The sequence below is a fragment of the Acidovorax sp. JHL-3 genome (genome assembly GCF_000526295.1).
In the GTDB taxonomy this organism is placed as follows: domain Bacteria; phylum Pseudomonadota; class Gammaproteobacteria; order Burkholderiales; family Burkholderiaceae_C; genus Acidovorax; species Acidovorax defluvii.
Genome location: NZ_JAFU01000001.1, coordinates 1,291,815 through 1,308,366 on the forward strand (window position 1 = coordinate 1,291,815; position 16,552 = coordinate 1,308,366).

At 61.3% G+C, this 16,552-nt stretch carries 15 protein-coding genes; 6 read left to right on the top strand and 9 right to left on the bottom strand.

Translation table 11 applies throughout. The features are described 5' to 3' along the window. The first annotated feature begins 69 nt into the window (after nt 1–69). The 3 genes from flgA to K226_RS0106070 all read left to right on the top strand — a co-directional run bounded on the left by flgA (nt 70) and on the right by K226_RS0106070 (nt 1,563). Nucleotides 70–744 carry a flagellar basal body P-ring formation chaperone FlgA gene (gene flgA, locus K226_RS0106060; RefSeq protein WP_081739404.1) on the top strand — a complete coding sequence of 225 codons (675 nt, stop codon included), beginning with the start codon at nt 70–72 and terminating at the stop codon, nt 742–744. A gap of 93 nt (nt 745–837) precedes the next feature. After that, complete coding sequence (gene flgM, locus K226_RS0106065) at nt 838–1,155, top strand: flagellar biosynthesis anti-sigma factor FlgM (RefSeq protein ID WP_024813959.1); 318 nt, start codon at nt 838–840, stop codon at nt 1,153–1,155. A 39-nt stretch (nt 1,156–1,194) separates the two neighbouring features. Further along, complete coding sequence (locus K226_RS0106070; protein WP_024813960.1) at nt 1,195–1,563, top strand: hypothetical protein; 369 nt, start codon at nt 1,195–1,197, stop codon at nt 1,561–1,563. 76 nt (nt 1,564–1,639) lie between these two features. Here K226_RS0106070 and K226_RS0106075 read toward each other — a convergent pair whose 3' ends face one another. From K226_RS0106075 to motA, 9 genes are all read right to left on the bottom strand, one after another. Beyond that, nucleotides 1,640–2,356, bottom strand: coding sequence for an RNA polymerase sigma factor FliA (locus tag K226_RS0106075; protein WP_024813961.1), 717 nt, complete (start codon nt 2,354–2,356; stop codon nt 1,640–1,642). Nucleotides 2,357–2,360: 4 nt separating this feature from the next. After that, on the bottom strand, nt 2,361–3,164 hold the full coding sequence (locus tag K226_RS0106080; protein WP_024813962.1) for a hypothetical protein: 804 nt from the start codon (nt 3,162–3,164) through the stop codon (nt 2,361–2,363). After that, on the bottom strand, nt 3,157–4,644 hold the full coding sequence (flhF, locus tag K226_RS0106085) for a flagellar biosynthesis protein FlhF (protein WP_024813963.1): 1,488 nt from the start codon (nt 4,642–4,644) through the stop codon (nt 3,157–3,159). Before flhF ends, K226_RS0106080 begins: the two co-directional genes overlap by 8 nt. After that, nucleotides 4,641–6,722 (bottom strand): flagellar biosynthesis protein FlhA, encoded by a 2,082-nt coding sequence (flhA, locus tag K226_RS0106090; RefSeq protein WP_024813964.1) that lies wholly within the window; start codon nt 6,720–6,722, stop codon nt 4,641–4,643. The genes flhF and flhA overlap by 4 nt, the downstream gene beginning before the upstream one ends. Then, nucleotides 6,719–7,873 (bottom strand): flagellar biosynthesis protein FlhB, encoded by a 1,155-nt coding sequence (locus tag K226_RS0106095; RefSeq protein ID WP_024813965.1) that lies wholly within the window; start codon nt 7,871–7,873, stop codon nt 6,719–6,721. Before K226_RS0106095 ends, flhA begins: the two co-directional genes overlap by 4 nt. 98 nt (nt 7,874–7,971) lie before the next feature. Beyond that, nucleotides 7,972–8,592, bottom strand: coding sequence for a protein phosphatase CheZ (locus tag K226_RS0106100; protein ID WP_024813966.1), 621 nt, complete (start codon nt 8,590–8,592; stop codon nt 7,972–7,974). Nucleotides 8,593–8,596: 4 nt separating this feature from the next. Beyond that, complete coding sequence (gene cheY, locus K226_RS0106105; RefSeq protein WP_024813967.1) at nt 8,597–8,983, bottom strand: chemotaxis response regulator CheY; 387 nt, start codon at nt 8,981–8,983, stop codon at nt 8,597–8,599. Between the two features lie 72 nt (nt 8,984–9,055). Next, on the bottom strand, nt 9,056–9,988 hold the full coding sequence (gene motB, locus K226_RS0106110; protein WP_024813968.1) for a flagellar motor protein MotB: 933 nt from the start codon (nt 9,986–9,988) through the stop codon (nt 9,056–9,058). A gap of 27 nt (nt 9,989–10,015) precedes the next feature. Then, on the bottom strand, nt 10,016–10,876 hold the full coding sequence (gene motA / locus K226_RS0106115; RefSeq protein WP_024813969.1) for a flagellar motor stator protein MotA: 861 nt from the start codon (nt 10,874–10,876) through the stop codon (nt 10,016–10,018). Between the two features lie 668 nt (nt 10,877–11,544). Between motA and K226_RS0106125 the strand changes: the two genes are divergently transcribed. The 3 genes from K226_RS0106125 (at nt 11,545) to fliD (ending at nt 16,414) form a co-directional block, all read left to right on the top strand. Then, on the top strand, nt 11,545–13,020 hold the full coding sequence (locus K226_RS0106125) for a flagellin (protein ID WP_024813970.1): 1,476 nt from the start codon (nt 11,545–11,547) through the stop codon (nt 13,018–13,020). Nucleotides 13,021–13,305: 285 nt separating this feature from the next. Continuing rightward, nucleotides 13,306–14,772, top strand: coding sequence for a flagellin (locus K226_RS0106130; protein WP_024813971.1), 1,467 nt, complete (start codon nt 13,306–13,308; stop codon nt 14,770–14,772). 187 nt (nt 14,773–14,959) lie between these two features. Further along, complete coding sequence (fliD, locus tag K226_RS0106135; protein ID WP_024813972.1) at nt 14,960–16,414, top strand: flagellar filament capping protein FliD; 1,455 nt, start codon at nt 14,960–14,962, stop codon at nt 16,412–16,414. Nucleotides 16,415–16,552: the final 138 nt, after the last annotated feature.

Consider the following 16,552-nt stretch of genomic DNA (forward strand, 5'->3'; position numbering starts at 1 on the left):
GTGTTCCTGCCGCTGTTGCGGCGTACCGCTTTGCGTGCGACGCTGGTGCTGGCGGGTTTGGGGTCTGCAATGTACGGCGGTCCGTTGCTGGCACAGGCTGTGACGGACCCCGCCGCTGATCTGGGGCCGCTGACGCAGCGCTGGCTGGACAATGCGCTGGCGAGCAGCCCGTCTGGTGGTTTGCCCTTGCGCATGGAAGTCAGCGTGGGCACGCTCGATAGCCGGTTGCGCCTGGCGCCTTGCGCACGCGTAGAGCCCTACTTGCCAGCCGGCTCCCGCCTGTGGGGACGCACGCGCCTGGGGCTTCGCTGCGTGGAGGGTGCCACGGCCTGGAACGTTTTTCTGCCGGTGACCATCAAGGCTTTTGGCCCGGCCTGGGTGTTGAACAACAATGTCACCACCGGAACCGTGTTGACGGCGGCGGATGCCAGCGAATCCGAGGTGGATTGGGCAGCCGAAGTGGCGCCTGTCATCGCCAACCCCGAGCAATGGGTGGGGCAGGTGGCATCCCGCCAGTTGATGGCGGGGCAGGCGGTGCGGCAGTCCATGGTGCGGGCACCCAGTGTTTTCCGCGCGGGTGCACAGGTTCGTGTGGTGGCTCAGGGCCCCGGCTATTCAGTAACATCGTCGGGCCAGGCAATGTCGAACGGAACCGTGGGGCAGACTGTTCGCATCCGCATGAGTAATGGTCGATTGATATCGGGCATTGTCAATGAAGATGGGACAATAGCTGCATCTCTTTGATGCACCACTGGCCAGAAATGGCTAAAGTCTGGCCCGGATAGGTCGAAAACATTGCTACTGTGCCCCACATCGAACGGGGTGGTGGAGAGAGCGATGAAGATTGGTCAAAAACCGGAACTCCCGGGAGCACTCGCGCAAACAGGGCTGTCCAAACAGACAAAAACCCCTGCAGCAGCGGAAGAAGCAACAAAAGGCGCAAGCTCGGCGTCGGCCGCTGGTGTGCCCGTTACGGTGTCCATGAGTGCCCGAACCCTTGCCCAGACGGCGCGAACGGCCGGAGATTTCGACGCCGGTCGGGTCAAGGCAGTGCGAGCAGCCATCGATCAAGGCACGTTCACCGTGGATGCCGGGGCCATTGCCGACAAGATGTTGTCGAACGCCCAGGAAATACTCACCCGCTCACGCGGGTAACCCGTTTCCCCATAACGTCTTCACCCGCACACAGGCACCATGCAACTGGAAGACGCGCTCACCACCGTAGAACACCAACTGCAGGGCATTTCTGCTGCGCTTTTGGCTGCAGATCCACAGGCGCTCGAAACGGGTAGCACCCAGCTGCGCAACGCAGCAGCACAGCTGTCACAAGTCATGGAACAGATTTCCCGGGAAGGTGTTGCGCCTGCTGGCCTGCAAAAGCGCCTGCAGGCCGTCGGCGCTTTGCTCGCGGTTCAGCGTGAGAGCCTGGCCCGCCTGGCGGCCATTACCGACCGGCAAGCCGCAGGTTTGCTACCCCCCGCAGATGCTGCCGCCACATATGGAAGCGCCATGGGCGGGCGCAATGCCGGCAGTGTGGCCCGCATCTACCGGTCTGCGAGCTGAAAATTTACGCAGGTGCGCAGTGGTGTGCGCACCCGGTGCTCGGTGAAGCACCACCCACCCAAACAAACCACCCGGCTCAGTGGCTGCGCATTTTTGCGCGAAGCCGGGCAATCGACTGGCTGTGCAACTGGCACACCCGTGATTCCGTGACGCCCAGCACAGCTGCAATTTCCTTCAGATTCATGTCATGTTCGTAATACATGCCCATGATGTGCTGCTCCCGTTCGGGCAGGCTCTGAATGGCCTGAACCAAAGAGGTGCGGAGCCGGTGGTCGCGCAGTAGTTCGACGGGGTCGGCATCGCTGTCGGCAACGTGGCGGTCCAGAAAACCATCGTCGTCTTCGTTGCCGTGGGTCATGTCTTCCAGGTACACCAGCTGGGTGCCCCGTACCTTGCCGAGCAGGCTTTGGTATTCGGGAAGGGTCATGCCCATGTCTGCGGCAATTTCTGACTCCAGGGGGCTGCGCCCCAGCTTTTGTTCCAGCCGACGCACGGCGTGTTCGATGTCTTTCTGGCTCTTGCGGGAGCTTCGGGACATCCAGTCGCCCTCGCGCAACTCATCCAGCATGGCTCCGCGGATGCGCTGGGTGGCAAAGGTTTCGAACTGAACACCTTGCGTGGCTTCGTAGCGGGACAGTGCTTCTGCCAGACCCATCATTCCCACCTGGATCAGGTCGTCCACCTCCACATTGGGGGGCAGCTTGGCAATCATGTGGTGGGCAATCCGTCGAACCAGCGGTACGTGCTGGCGGATCAGCGCATCACGGTCGAGCTGGCCTTTGGCGGTATACATCAGATCAGTGGCTCCGAACACCATGCGAAGGCAGTCCGGTCAGGTTGTGGGTGGGCATTGCAGACAGCGATCCGCCGATGGTGCCCGCGTTTTCCAGCAGTTGCAAGGCCAGGCGCTGAATATCCTGGCCATTGTCAACAGACAGCGTTGTGGCGTGCATGCGCCCACCCAGGTGACGGTCTGCGCATTGCTGCAAGGTGCGCAGTGCACCCTGTGCTTTGCTGCGTTCCGGCGCTCCGTTGCCCTGCAGTACCGCAGCCACGGTGCATGGCAAACCCGAGTGCTGTGCGATCTGCTTGAGGTGTTTGTAGCTGGTGAGCACGCCTGCGGCACCCTTTGGCATCACGACCAGGGGCGTTGTGGCCGTGTGCGTGAGCAACGGGCCCAGCACACTGGCCGGTGCGTGAAGTACCAGCAGCCCGTAGGCTCGAAAATAAGGCAGAAGCCCCTGCAGGGGAGGTGCATAGGTTGCGTGTGCGATGCGCACCAGTTCCGATAACCCCTTGGCAGCCGGCAGGACGGCCAGGGACGATACGTTTCCATCCGCCTCCAGGCTGGCGCCTTCGTTCCAGGGGGCTTGTCTGAGCAGGTGGTGGAGGCCGGGGGATGCCTCGGTCTCATAGGCAGTGCCATCCAGTACCACCACCGGGTAACCCAGTCGCTGCAGGCTGGCGCACAGCTGCCAGAGGGTTTCCATCTCCAGGCCGCTTTCTGCCTGTTCCTGGCTGGCTACGGCCAGCACGCGCAATTCGGACTGTGGCGTGAAGCTGTGCAGGCCGGCGCCCTGGTGAAAACTGGTGTCAAGCATCCACAAACTCCCGTTCGGTCATGGGGTCGGTCGAGTGGGAGAAGAAGAAGTCCAGATCGGTTGCCTTGGGGTCAAACGCCGACTTGGTGGGCGCGCGCATCGACGTGCTGATGAGTTTGTGCGCATCGGCGGTTTCCCAGTCTTCAGGGACGCGCTGGCCATTGGTGATGCCGCGCAGCACCATCTGGTGGCGGATCAGTGCATCCATGGCGGGGCCCAGCTTGACGGCCTCGTCCACCTTCGAAAGGATGGCTTGCTGCGAGCCGCTGGTCTTGAAGGCGGTGAGCACATCGTCGAGCGTGTCGCCGTGGCATCCGGCGTTCAGAACCAGCAGGCGGTTGACGTTGGGCAGGTCCAGCACGTCCAGCATGTCGCGCTTGCGCGGATCGCGCGGCGCTACGCCCGTGGTGTCGATCAGCACCATCTTCTTGCCGCTGAGCAGCCCGAGCAAATCTTGCAGCGCTGCGCGGTCGTGGGCCAGGTGGGCCACGATGCCCAGCATGCGCCCATAGGTGCGCAGTTGCTCATGGGCGCCCACGCGATAGGTGTCCAGCGTGATCAGGCCTACGCTGCCAGGGCCGTGGATGCGTGCGCAATGGGCCGCAAGCTTGGCGGTGGTGGTCGTCTTGCCCACGCCGGTGGAGCCCACCAGCGCAAAAATGCCGCCTTCTTCATACAACGGGGGCGCGTGCATGTCGGTCTTGAGGTTGCGCTCCAGCACCTCCATGAGCCAGCGCACCGATTCAGCTGCCGACATCTCTTCGGGCATGCGCTCCAGAATGGCTCGCGCCAGTGCCGGAGAGTAGCCGGCGCGGATCATCTTGAGCATCAGATTGGACTGGATCGGGTTTTGCCGCGCCTGGCCCAGCCATGACAGGGTGTTGAACCGGTCTTCGATCAGCTCCTTCATGGAGTGCAGTTCGTTCATCAGGCTTTGCTGGCCCGCCGACGATGCGGGGGCGGCAGCCTGAGGCTCGGGGCGGCGACGGGGGGCAGGCTCTGTGGGCCGGGCCACGGGTGCGGGGCGCAACGGGTTGTGGCGGGCCACCTGCGGGGCAGGCATGCGCTCGCGGTCGGAGGTGGGGTCGCGGCTGCGATCAGTAAGCGTGGGGGTGTCGGCAGGGCCGTTCAGTGCCTCGTGCCGGCGGCGCAACATGCGTTCACGCACATAGTCCTGAAAGGACAGCGTGCTCATGGCCAGCTGTTCCGTGTCTTCCTCCACCGGGTTTCGCCCAGCCGGAGCCGGATTGCTTTGCGCCGTGCGTGCCGCCCGTTGCGGTGCGGGCGTCAAAAGGGCCTGTGTACCCACAGACGCGCTGCCGCTGTCCAGGGCCGACAGTGTGTCTTCGGCCGTGGCCACCACCTCAACGCCAGTGGCCGTTGGGCGATTGGACAGGATGAGCGTGCCGTCGCCAAACGCCATGCGCGCTTTGGCCAGGGCCTCCCGTGACGTGGGAGCGTGAAAGCGTTTGATGTTCATGCGGATGCACCTTTGAGGATGGGCCCAATACGGATGGTGTGGGTCTCGGGAATTTCACTGTGCGCAAGCACCTGCAGGCGAGGCGCTACGCGACGCACCAGCCGGGATATGGCGGTGCGAATCTGATCGGGTACCAGCAGGCAGGCGGGCAAGCCCAGCTCTTCCTGCTTGAGTGCCACCTCGGCTGCTTTTTGCGTCAGGATGTCTGCGACGCCGGGGTCGAGTGCGGGGCCGGCGGCATTGCCCAGGGCCTGCACCAGCAGGCGCTCCAGCCCGGGCTCAATGGCGATGACGTTGAGTTCACGCGTCGGGCCGTAGATTTGCTGCACGATGGCGGGCGACAACGCAATGCGCACCCGCCGTGCCAGCTCTGCAGGGTCCGAGATGCCGACGGCATGCTCGGCCAGCGTCTCGATGATGGTGCGGATGTCGCGAATGTGCACAGACTCCTCCAGCAGCAGCTGGAGAACCTTCTGGAACGTTGCGATAGAAACCATTTTCGGGACCACTTCTTCGATGAGTTTGGGGGCCAGCTTGGCCACATGCTCCACCAGCTGCTGGGTTTCCGTGCGGCTGAGGAGCTTGGCTGCTTGAACTTGCATCAAGTGTGACAAATGGGTGGCCATCACGGTTTCGGAATCAACCACGGTAAAACCCGCCATTTGTGCCGCTTCCTTCTGGCGTTCGTCGATCCAGTGCGCTGGCAGCCCGAAAGCGGGATCGGTGGTGGGGGTGCCGATCAGCGGCGTGGTGATGCCGCCGGGGTTGATGGCCAAAAACATGCCGGGGAACGCCTCGCCTTCACCCACCACCACGCCGCGCAGCGTGATGCGGTAGCCGCTGGGTTTGAGCTCCAGGTTGTCGCGCACATGCACGGCGGGCGGCAAAAAGCCCACCTCCTGGGCAAACTTGCGGCGCACGCCCTTGATGCGGGTAAGCAGGTCGCCCTGGCGGCTTTTGTCCACCAGCGTGATCAGCCGGTAGCCCAGCTCCAGCCCCAGCAGGTCCACGGGCTGCAGGTCGTCCCAGGTGGCTTCGCCATCGCTGACCGGCGCGGGCGGGGCCTCGACGGCTGGGGGCACCTTCTGGCGCTCGTGCAGGATCCAGGCGCCGTAGCCCAGCAGCCCGCCCATGGTCAGGAACACGATGTGCGGCATGCCGGGAATCAGCCCCAGCAGCAACAGAATGCCAGCGGTCACCCCCAGCACGCGGGGCGACATGAACAGCTGCTCCACGATCTGGCGGCCCATGTCGTGGTCCTTGCCCACCCGCGAGATCACCATGGCGGCCGCCACCGAGATCAGCAGGCCAGGAATCTGTGCGACCAGCGCATCACCAATGGCCAGCAAAATGTAGCTGTCGGCAGCCTGCTTGGCCGAAAGATCGTGCTGCAACACGCCAATGGCAAAGCCACCCACGATGTTGATCAGCAAAATCAGAATGCCGGCCACGGCATCGCCGCGAACAAACTTGGAGGCGCCGTCCATCGAGCCGAAAAAGTTGGCTTCTTCTGCCACTTCGGCGCGGCGGCGTTTGGCTTCTTTTTCGTCAATCAGGCCGGCATTCAGGTCCGCATCCACCGCCATCTGTTTGCCGGGCATGGCATCCAGCGTGAAGCGTGCAGACACCTCGGCAATGCGCTCGGCGCCCTTGGTCACCACCACGAAGTTGATCACCACCAGAATGGCGAACACGATCAGGCCCACGGCAAAATTGCCGCCAATCAGGAAGTGACCAAACGCCTCGATCACGGCACCGGCCGCACCGGGGCCGGTGTGGCCTTCGAGCAGCACCACGCGGGTGGAGGCCACGTTCAGCGACAGGCGCATGAGGGTGGTCAACAGCAACACCGAGGGGAAGGCTGCAAAATCCAGCGGCCGCAGCATGTAGGCCGCCACCATCATCACCATCAGCGCCACGGCAATATTGAGCGTAAAAAACGCATCCAGCATCCACGGCGGGATGGGCAGCACCATGAGCGCCAGGATGGCAACCACCAGCAAGGGGGCAGACAGCCCCTGAAGAGCGCCTGCGTTGCTGCCCGCCCATTGCTGAAGAGACTTTACAGAGGTGTTCATACGGCAGTGCCTTGCGGAGCAACCCGGTTCAGCGGGTCAAGCTCAGGGGGGACATGGGGTTGCACCAGCGCGTCGGGCATCTTGCCCTCGCCACGCAGCGCAGCCTTGAGGCGATACACATAGGCCAGCACCTGGGCCACCGCCGTGTACAGCGTGGCGGGGATGGCCTGGTCAAGCTCGGCGTGGGCATACAGGGCACGCGCCAGCATGGGCGACTGCAGCACGGGCACGCCGTGGGTGCCCGCCAGATCGCGGATCTTCAGGGCGATCAAGTCGGTACCACGGGCAATCACCTGCGGGGCGCTCATGGTTTGTTCGTCGTATTTGAGGGCGACGGCATAGTGCGTGGGGTTCATCACCACAAAATCTGCCTTGGGTACGGCGCCCACGCTGGCGCGGTCTGCCATCTCGCGCTGGCGTTGCCGAATGCGGCCCTTGGTATGAGGGTTGCCGTCCGACTCCTTGTGCTCCTGCTTGACTTCTTCGTGCGACATCTTCAGCCGCGACTTGAAGAAATATGCCTGCAGCGGCACATCAATCACCGCCGCCAGAAACACCACCAGCAGCAGCAGGCTGGTGCCAGATATCAGCCACTGCGCCACATCGCGAAGGGCCAGGGGCGAGGGCTGCAACACCAGCCTGGCTATGCGGTCGATGCTGTTGCCCATGAAGTTCCACGCCACAAACGAAAGAATGGCGGTCATCAGCACCATCTTGGCCACATTGGCCATCTGCTGCTTGGAGAACAGGTTGGCTGCGCCAGAGATCGGATTGAGCCGGCTGAACTGCGGTGTGATGGGCTTGGCGCTGAAGATCCAGCCACCCGCACCAATGGCGCTGAGCAGCGCGGCGCCACCAGTCAACACGGCAAAAACAAGGCTAGCCACCATGCCCACCAGCACCATGTCCTGAAGGCGGGTGAGCATGCTGCCGGTGGCCATCACGGTGGCGGCATCAAAACTCAACTGTTGCCCCATGGCGCGCTGCATGTGCTCCATCAACTCGGGGGTCCACACCATCAGGCAACCCGCCCCTGCGCCCAAAATGGCCAGGTGCGAGAGATCGCGTGAGCGGGCGCCCTGGCCGTCTTCGCGCGTCTTCTGGAGCTTTCGCTCGGTCGCGGGGAGGCTTTTTTCTTGGCTGGATTCCATGGTGGCATGACGGCTGGTGTCATGCCATTGTCGTGAGCGACCTGGAAATCTAAAGCCCGATAAGAGGCCCGCTGGGCCTGCTTATCGGGTGGCGTGGATCAGAAACCCAGGCTTGCCAGCAGGTCGTCCACCTGCGACTGGTTGGTCACCACGTCGGGCGTGCGCTCGGGGTCTACCACCGGCCCCGCCAAGTGCTCGCGCGGAACCTCAATGGGCGCAGACTGCACGCTGGGTGGCGCGGTTTGAATGAGCAGCTGCACCAGTTGCTCCTCAATCGTGGCAGCCAGGTTCACCACGCGGGCAATCACCTGGCCCGTGAGATCGTGAAAGTCCTGCGCCATCATGATCTCGGTCAGGTGCGAGTCGGCTTCCTTGGTGACGCGCTCCACATCAGTGAGAAAGTTCATGATCTCACCCTTGGCTACGGCCGCCACAGGGTCTTTCACCAGCGAGGTGACGACTCGGCGGGTCTCCTGCGCAATGAAATCGTGCTGCGCCTTGGCCTGCTCCACACGGTTGAGCACTTTCTCGGCGGCTTCTCCTGTGAGGCGGGCAATGTAGGACAGTCGGCTTTGCGCATCGGGCAATTCGCCCATGGAGCCGCGCAGCTTGTCGGCATAACCCAACTCATTCAGCGAATCGTGCAACTGGCGTGTCAGTTGCCCGATCTTGTGGTGAACGTCGGCGGAATCCGCCAACGAAATCTCGGTTGGCACCATGGCGTCATAACCCCATCTTCTTGAGAATCAGGGTGACCTTCTCCTCGAGGGTTGCCTTGGTGAAAGGTTTGACGATGTAGCCCGCTGCGCCACCTTGGGCTGCGGCCACGATGTCTTCCTTGCGTGCTTCTGCCGTCACCATCAAAACGGGCAGGTGCCTGAGCTTGTCGTCCTTCTTGATTTCCGCCAGCAACTGAAAGCCGTTCATGTTCGGCATGTTGATGTCGGTTACTACGAAGTCGAACTTGCTGTTGCGCAACTTGTTGAGTGCGGCCACGCCGTCCTCGGCCTCATCGGCATCGGCAAATCCGCTTTCTTTGAGCAGATTGCGAACAATGCGCCGCATGGTGGAAAAATCATCAACGATCAAAAAACGAAGGGCTGTGCTCACTTGGGACCCTTTCGGTCGGAATTAGCTGGGGGTATTGTCATAGAGCGCAGGTTTTGTGACAAGTCGTAACTTTTACCTGCCGGTATTGGGATTTTCCGTCTTTTCTTCCATCAACTCGGTGGAAGTCACGGTAGGAATGCCCTTGCCCATGAGTCTTTCTTCGGCTTCACGCGTCAACACAGTGATCGTGATGCGCCGGTTTGCAGGGGCACGCGGGTTGTCGGGTTCCAGCAAGTCGCTGGCGGCCAAGCCTACAACCCGGCCAAGTTTAGCGTCTGGCATGCCTGCAGAAACCAGCTCGCGTCGCGAGGCATTGGCGCGGTCTGCCGACAATTCCCAGTTGCTGTAACCCCGGTCGCTGTTGCCATAGGGCGCGGAGTCGGTGTGGCCAGCCAGGCTGATGCGGTTTTCTACACCCCCCAGCGCTGCGCCAATTTCGCGAAGAATGTCGCGCATGTAGGGCTTGACGAGGGCGCTGCCGCTGTCAAACATGGGGCGATTCTGGTTGTCCACAATCTGGATTTGCAGGCCGTCTGGCGTCACATCGATGCGGATTTGCGACTTGTATTCGTTCAGTCGCGGGTTTTCCGTGATCATGGCGTCTATCTTGGACTGCAAGGCCTTGATGCGCGCTGCGTCCTGCCTGGCCCGCTCTGCCCGGGCCGTGTCAATGCTCATGCGGCGTTCTTTTTCCGTCTCGCTGTCGGAGCGCCGCACCTGCCCATGCACCTTGGTCAAATCATTGCCACCGCCAGGAATCACGCTCGAACTGTTGCCCGCACCATCGCCGCCCGTCATGGCCACCTTGAGGGGCGAGCTGAAATAAGCCGCAATGCCCTGCAGTTCACCTTTGGCGGTGGAGCCCAGCAGCCACATCAACAAAAAGAAGGCCATCATGGCCGTCACGAAGTCGGCATAGGCAATCTTCCACGCCCCACCATGCACGGCGTGACCGCTCTTCTTGATGCGCTTGATGATGATGGGCTGGAGTTTTTTTTCTGCCATGGCGTTGTGCTCTGGCGCGGCGTGCGCTTACTTCTTGCCCTTTACATGCCCTTCCAGCTCGGTGAAGCTGGGGCGGTCGCCTGAAAACAGCACCTTGCGGCCAAACTCAATGGCCGTGGCCGGGTTGTAGCCCTGCATGCTGGCCAGCAGGGTGGATTTGATGCACAGCAACTCTTTGGCAGCGTCTTCGGTCTTTTGCTCTACCAGGCCGCCCAAGGGCTCCACTACCCCGTAGGCCAGCAAAATGCCCAAAAATGTGCCCACCAAGGCCGAGCCGATCATGCCGCCCAGCACCGAAGGCGGCTGACCCACCGATCCCATGGTGTTCACCACCCCCAGCACGGCGGCAATGATGCCGAAGGCTGGCAGCGCGCCCGCCAGCCGTGCCAGCGCGGCCACGGGGGCGTGTGCCTCTTGGTGGTGGGTGTCGATTTCGCTGTCCATCAGCGCCTCGATCTCGTGCGAATTGAGGTTGCCCGACACCATCATGCGCAGGTAATCGGTCATGAACTCAATCACATGGTGATCGCTGCCCACCGTGGGGTACTTTTTGAAAATCTCGGATTCGTGGGGCGCCTCGACATCCTTTTCAATGGCCATCAATCCCTCTTTGCGGGCCTTTTGCAAGATGTCATAGAGCATCGCCATCAGCTCCATGTAGCGCGCCTTGGTGTACTTGGAGCCCTTGAGCGCCATGGGAATGGCCGCTGCCGTGGCCTTGAGCACCTTGGGCTGGTTGTTGACCACAAAGGCCCCGAGCGCACCGCCCAGAATGGTGACGATCTCGAAGGGCAGGGCCTTCAGGATCACGGCAATATTTCCACCGTGCAGCACATACACGCCGAAGATACAGCCGAAGCAGACGATGTAACCGATGATGACAAACATGCGTCGATTTTGGCAGAGTCTTGCCACTTCATTGGTGCAAACAAGACCCGCTTGGGCTGCCAGATTGCGCTGCTGGTGTATTTTGGCCACTGGCCGCACTGCGCACCGCTGTGCTGAGCGTCCGCCATGGCTGCTCACTGGCCCTTGTTCAAGCAGCGCATTTCACCGGCGCAGCCTACCGCCGCTGCTCGCAGTGAACCCTCACCTCTGTCACTTGCCTCGGATCACCACCCGCTTCGCGCAATGAGCCCGCCTGTCGCTCGTGTCAAGCGGCGCTCTGCGCTCGTGCTGCGTGTGAAAGCCTGCGCCGTCCATGCATTGAAACCAACCCAACACCAACGCCGTAGAGAAGTACAAGCGAAATATACCTAAAGCCCATTATTGACAAGCGCTGACAGCTATAAAAAAAATAGCAAAAATATCCTGACTGACGACCAAACGAAAAGACGTGTGCCGCTATCGATACACAAAAAGTTACGCCAGCCCTAAAGTTTGTTGCACATGGGTCCGATAACCAAAGCAACAGGGAACAAAAGCCCTGTCCCCGAAGGCAAACCCCAGCACACAGGTGGAGCGCCAACGGGTTGGGCAGCCAGCGTGTGCTGGCATTTGAGACACCGAAAGCAATACCGCTCGTTCGGGCTTTAGTTACACAAGGAGCTATCACCATGGCAGCCAATATCAACACCAACGTTCAGTCGCTCACCGCACAGCGCAACCTGAGCACTTCGCAAAGCCAGCTGTCCACGTCCATGCAGCGTCTGTCGTCGGGCCTGCGCATCAACAGCGCCAAGGACGACGCTGCTGGCTTGGCCATCTCTGAGCGCATGAGCACGCAGATTCGCGGACTGAACCAAGCAGCTCGCAACGCAAACGACGGCGTGTCGTTGGCGCAAACAGCAGAAGGCGCGCTGGGCACCATCGGCAACAACCTGCAGCGCATTCGCGAGTTGGCCGTACAGTCGCGCAACGCCACCAACTCCAGCGAAGACCGTGCTGCACTGCAAAAGGAAGTGGCTCAACTCACGAGCGAAGTGAACCGCGTGGCCAAGGAAACCTCCTTTAACGGCACCAACCTGCTCGATGGCTCGTTCACCTCGAAGGCTTTTCAGGTGGGGGCTAACCAAGGCCAGCTGATCAGTATTGACAATATCCAGAATTCCCAGATCGACAAGTTGGGCGAGTGGACCAGCGTAGACAAGCCTGCTTCGGTCTATGGCGCATCGATGGGTGGAACGGCTACGCCAGGGGCAGGTAATTTCGCGGTGACAGCGCCTGCTAACGACGCAGCAGCACAAGCCGAATTTGCGGCTTTCAAAATCAGCGTGGGCGGTGTGGAGTTGGACGTCGCGGGCCTCGCTGCTGATGGTGGGGCCACGCGTACGGTGGCACAGGCTCAGGCAGCTCTTGCAACGAACATTAAAACGGCTATTGACGGCGCGGGCATTGCGGGCCTGACGGCAACGGCCACGGCAACCGGCGTCACGTTGGCTAACGCCTCGACCAATACCTACGCCTTGTCGGTGGCAGGTGCAGCTGTTACAGATACGGACGTTACTGCTGGTACTAAGCATGCAGCATTGACGGGCAGCACTTTGCAGATCAACGGCAAGGATATCCAGGTGGGTGCTGCCTACACGGACGCAGACCGTGCCAACCAACTGGTTTCAGCCATCAACACAGCGTTCGCGGATAACTCCGTGAAGGCCTCAAATGTGAATGGCACGCTGGTGCTGAAGTCTTCAGCGGACATTGTGGTGAATGCAGCCCCAGCTACGGGTACGGGCTTGGCCGCAGGTACGACCACCACAGTCAAGGGTACGGCTCAGGTGGGCTTTGAGGGAATTTCGGTTGCGACAGCAGAAGGCGCAGACGACACCATCTTGGCCATGGACGCCGCGCTGAAGGCTGTGAACTCGGCCCGTGCTGACCTGGGTGCCATCCAGAACCGTTTTGAATCGGTGGTGTCGAATCTGGGTGTGAACAGCGAAAACCTGGCCGCATCGCGCAGCCGTATCCTGGACGCCGACTTTGCTTCGGAAACGGCCAACCTCAGCCGCTCGCAGATTCTGCAGCAGGCAGGCACGGCCATGGTGGCCCAAGCCAATCAGTTGCCACAAGGCGTGCTGGCCCTGCTGCGTTGAGCTAAGCGCAGTTTCGGCCCCGGGTTTCGGGGCCTTCTTCAAAAACCGGGTTTGCACCCGGTTTTTTTTCGCCTGCTTGTGTTGCGCCATCGGTGCGTGGCGCCAAAAAGCTCCGGATTTCTGCCCTTTATCGGGGTAATGCCACTAGGCCTGCGCCTCAACAATTGCTCATCCGGAAAACGTGGGCCAGCCCATGGCGCCGGAACCGAAGCCAGCGCAGTTGCTGGCATTGCAAACGGCCACCGCAGTGCCGGTTTACGGGCTGAAACCCAAGGAGCTATCGCCATGGCATCTGTCATCAACACCAATATCCAGTCACTTACCGCACAGCGCAATCTGAGCGTGTCGCAAAACTCGCTGTCCACGTCCATGCAGCGCCTGTCGTCGGGCCTGCGCATCAACAGCGCTAAGGACGACGCCGCTGGCTTGGCGATCTCCGAGCGCATGACCACGCAGATTCGCGGTCTTAACCAGGCAGGGCGCAACGCCAACGACGGCATTTCGCTGGCGCAGACGGCCGAAGGCGCGTTGGGCACCATTGGCAACAACCTGCAGCGCATTCGCGAATTGGCCGTGCAGTCGCGCAATGCCACCAACTCCAGCGAAGACCGTGCAGCCCTGCAAAAGGAAGTGGCGCAGCTCAAGAGCGAGGTGGACCGTGTCGCCCGAGATACCTCCTTCAACGGCACCAACCTGCTCGATGGTTCGTTCACCTCGAAGGCTTTTCAGGTGGGGGCAAATCAAGGTCAGCTGATCAACATTGACAGCATCCAGAACTCTCGAGTTAGTCAGTTAGGCGAGTGGAGCAGTGTGGACAAGCCCGCTTCAGTTTATAGCGGCGCGATGGGCGGCACGCCCATCGCGGGTTCCGGCACATTCACTGCTGCCGTGCCTGCCGGGACGGGCGCAGCTGCGGTTCCCGATTTTCAAATCAACATTGGCGGCGTAGAGCTGCAGGTTACGGGTATTCCTGCGCTCGTTGGACGTACCGATGCTGATGCGAATGATGCCATCGCCGCCAAAATCAAGTTGGCAGTTGATGGGTCTGGTATTGCTGGATTGTCTGCATCAGTTTTGGCTGATGTCGTTACGCTGAACAATGCGTCCGTCAATACCTATGCTTTGTCAGTCGCTGGCGGCCCTGTGACCGACGTGGATGTCACTGCAGGAACCAATTATCCCGCCATTGCTGCCGGTGCGTTGACCGTGAACGGCCAAAACATCGTGGTTAACGCCGCCTACACCGATGCGGACAGGGCAGCACAATTGGTGACGGCCATCAACAATGCGTTTCCTGACGGTGCCGTCAAGGCCTCGAATGTGAACGGCACGCTGGTGATGAAGTCTGATGGCCCTATCTTGGTCGGGGGAACGGCACCGACCGTGGGCACAGGTCTGACCGCTGGAACAACTCCCATCGTCGCCGGGACTGCGCAGATTGGGTTTTCCACGGTTTCGGTGGCGACAGCCGAAGGCGCGGACGACACCATCTTGGCTATGGACGCCGCGCTGAAGGCCGTGAACTCGGCCCGTGCTGACCTGGGAGCCATACAGAACCGGTTTGAGGCGGTGGTGTCGAACCTGGCCGTGAACAGCGAAAACCTCTCTGCCTCGCGCAGCCGCATCATGGATGCGGACTTCGCCCAAGAGACCGCCAACCTGAGCCGCTCGCAAATCCTGCAGCAAGCTGGAACTGCCATGGTGGCGCAGGCCAACCAATTGCCGCAAAACGTGCTGAAGCTGTTGCAGTAAACCGGCTGGCGCGCGTGGCGCGCTTTGCCGGGCGATCTCGGTGGGCCTCAAGTTGGGCGCCCAACTGGCCGATAACCCTTATAGACAGGGTCCAAATTGTTTGGGCCGGGCCGGTTGCGCATCGCGCCGCAGGTGTGGCTTGGGGTGAATGGGTTCACAATCCATGCCACCGAAACTGGAGGTTTATATGGCAATTTCTTCTGCAGGCATTGGCAGTGGCCTGGATGTCAAAAGCATTGTTTCGCAGCTGGTGGCGCTGGAGCAAAAGCCGCTGTCGCAGCTGCAGGTCAAGGCATCTTCCATTACCGCCAAGCTGTCGGCCTATGGGCAGTTGCAGTCGCAAATGGCCAATTTGCAAGACATGGCTTCCAAGCTGGCCACGGCCAGCAACTGGGATGCTATGTCGGTCAGCTCCAGCAACGCCGCCATTTCAGGCACCGCCACCACGGCGGCAGCGGTAACGGCGTTCAGCGTGGAAGTGAGTCAAATGGCGCGCGCGCAAATGGCGGGGTCTGCCCCTTTGGCGCCTGCGGGCAGCCCTGTGGGTGCGGGCACGCTGCGCATTGAACTGGGCGCGTGGAGCACCAGCGGCCCGGCCACGTTTACCAAGGGCAGTGGCGCCGCCGTGAATGTGGCGGTGAGCGCTACCGACACCCTCAGCCAGATAGCCGACAAAATTAACGCCGCTGGCGCCGGGGTGACTGCAACGGTGCTGAAGGATGACGCGGGCGAGCGCTTGCTGATGCGCTCCAGCGCTACGGGCGAGGCTTCGGCGTTTCGGGTGCAGGCGCTGGCCGAGCCGGTGGCTCCCGCCACCGAGGGTGTGGCCATTACCAATGGCACGGGCCTGGGGCGGCTGGCCTTCGACCCGGCCACTGCAACGGGCGGGCTGGCGCTCACCCAGTCGGCCTTGAACACCAAGGCCACCATCAATGGCGTGGCGGTGTCGTCGCAAAACAACACGATTGAAGCCATTGCGGGGGTGAAGCTGACGGTGTCCAAGGTGACCACCGACACCGGGCCGGTGGAGGTGAGCATCAAGCGCGACACCGCGGCGGCCAAGACCAGCATCAACAATTTTGTAGCCTCGTACAACGCCATGAGCAATGCGCTGGCCGAGATGACCAAGTACGACGCCGCCACCAAAACGGGTGGAACGCTGCAGGGCGATTCCACCGCCTTGGGTTTGCAGGCCGCATTGCGGCGCATGGTGGGCGGCAGCGGGCCGGCGGGCACGGCTGTGGGGCGCCTGTCTGACCTGGGTGTGGAGTTTCAGAAAGACGGCTCGCTCAAGGTGGATACCACCAAGCTGGATGCAGCGCTGGCGAAGCCGGACGATGTGCGCACCTTTTTCATGGCCGATGGCGGCACCAATGGCTCTGATGGCTTGGCTTTGCGGCTCAAGGATTTTGCGGCGGGTTTGCTGAACTCGAGCGGCACGCTGAGCACGCGCAGCAGTGCGCTGAAGTCAGAGTCTGACCGCAACACCAAGGAGCAGGAGCGTGTGTCTGACCGCATCAGCAGAACCAAGGCGCGGATCGAGGCGCAATACAGCCGGCTCGACGCCAGCATGGGCAAGCTGACCGCATTGAGCAGCTATGTGAATCAGCAAGTCACCCAGTGGAACAATACCAAGAGTTGATTGGGATGTTTTAGGGCTCTGGCCCTTGCTGAGCAAGCGCCAGCAGCTATCAATTTTAGTTTTCGAAGGGCGGAATAGGCCGCTTCTCATGTTTCTGATGTGCTATGAAATTTGCTTGAGTTTTCCCAGCAATTGCCG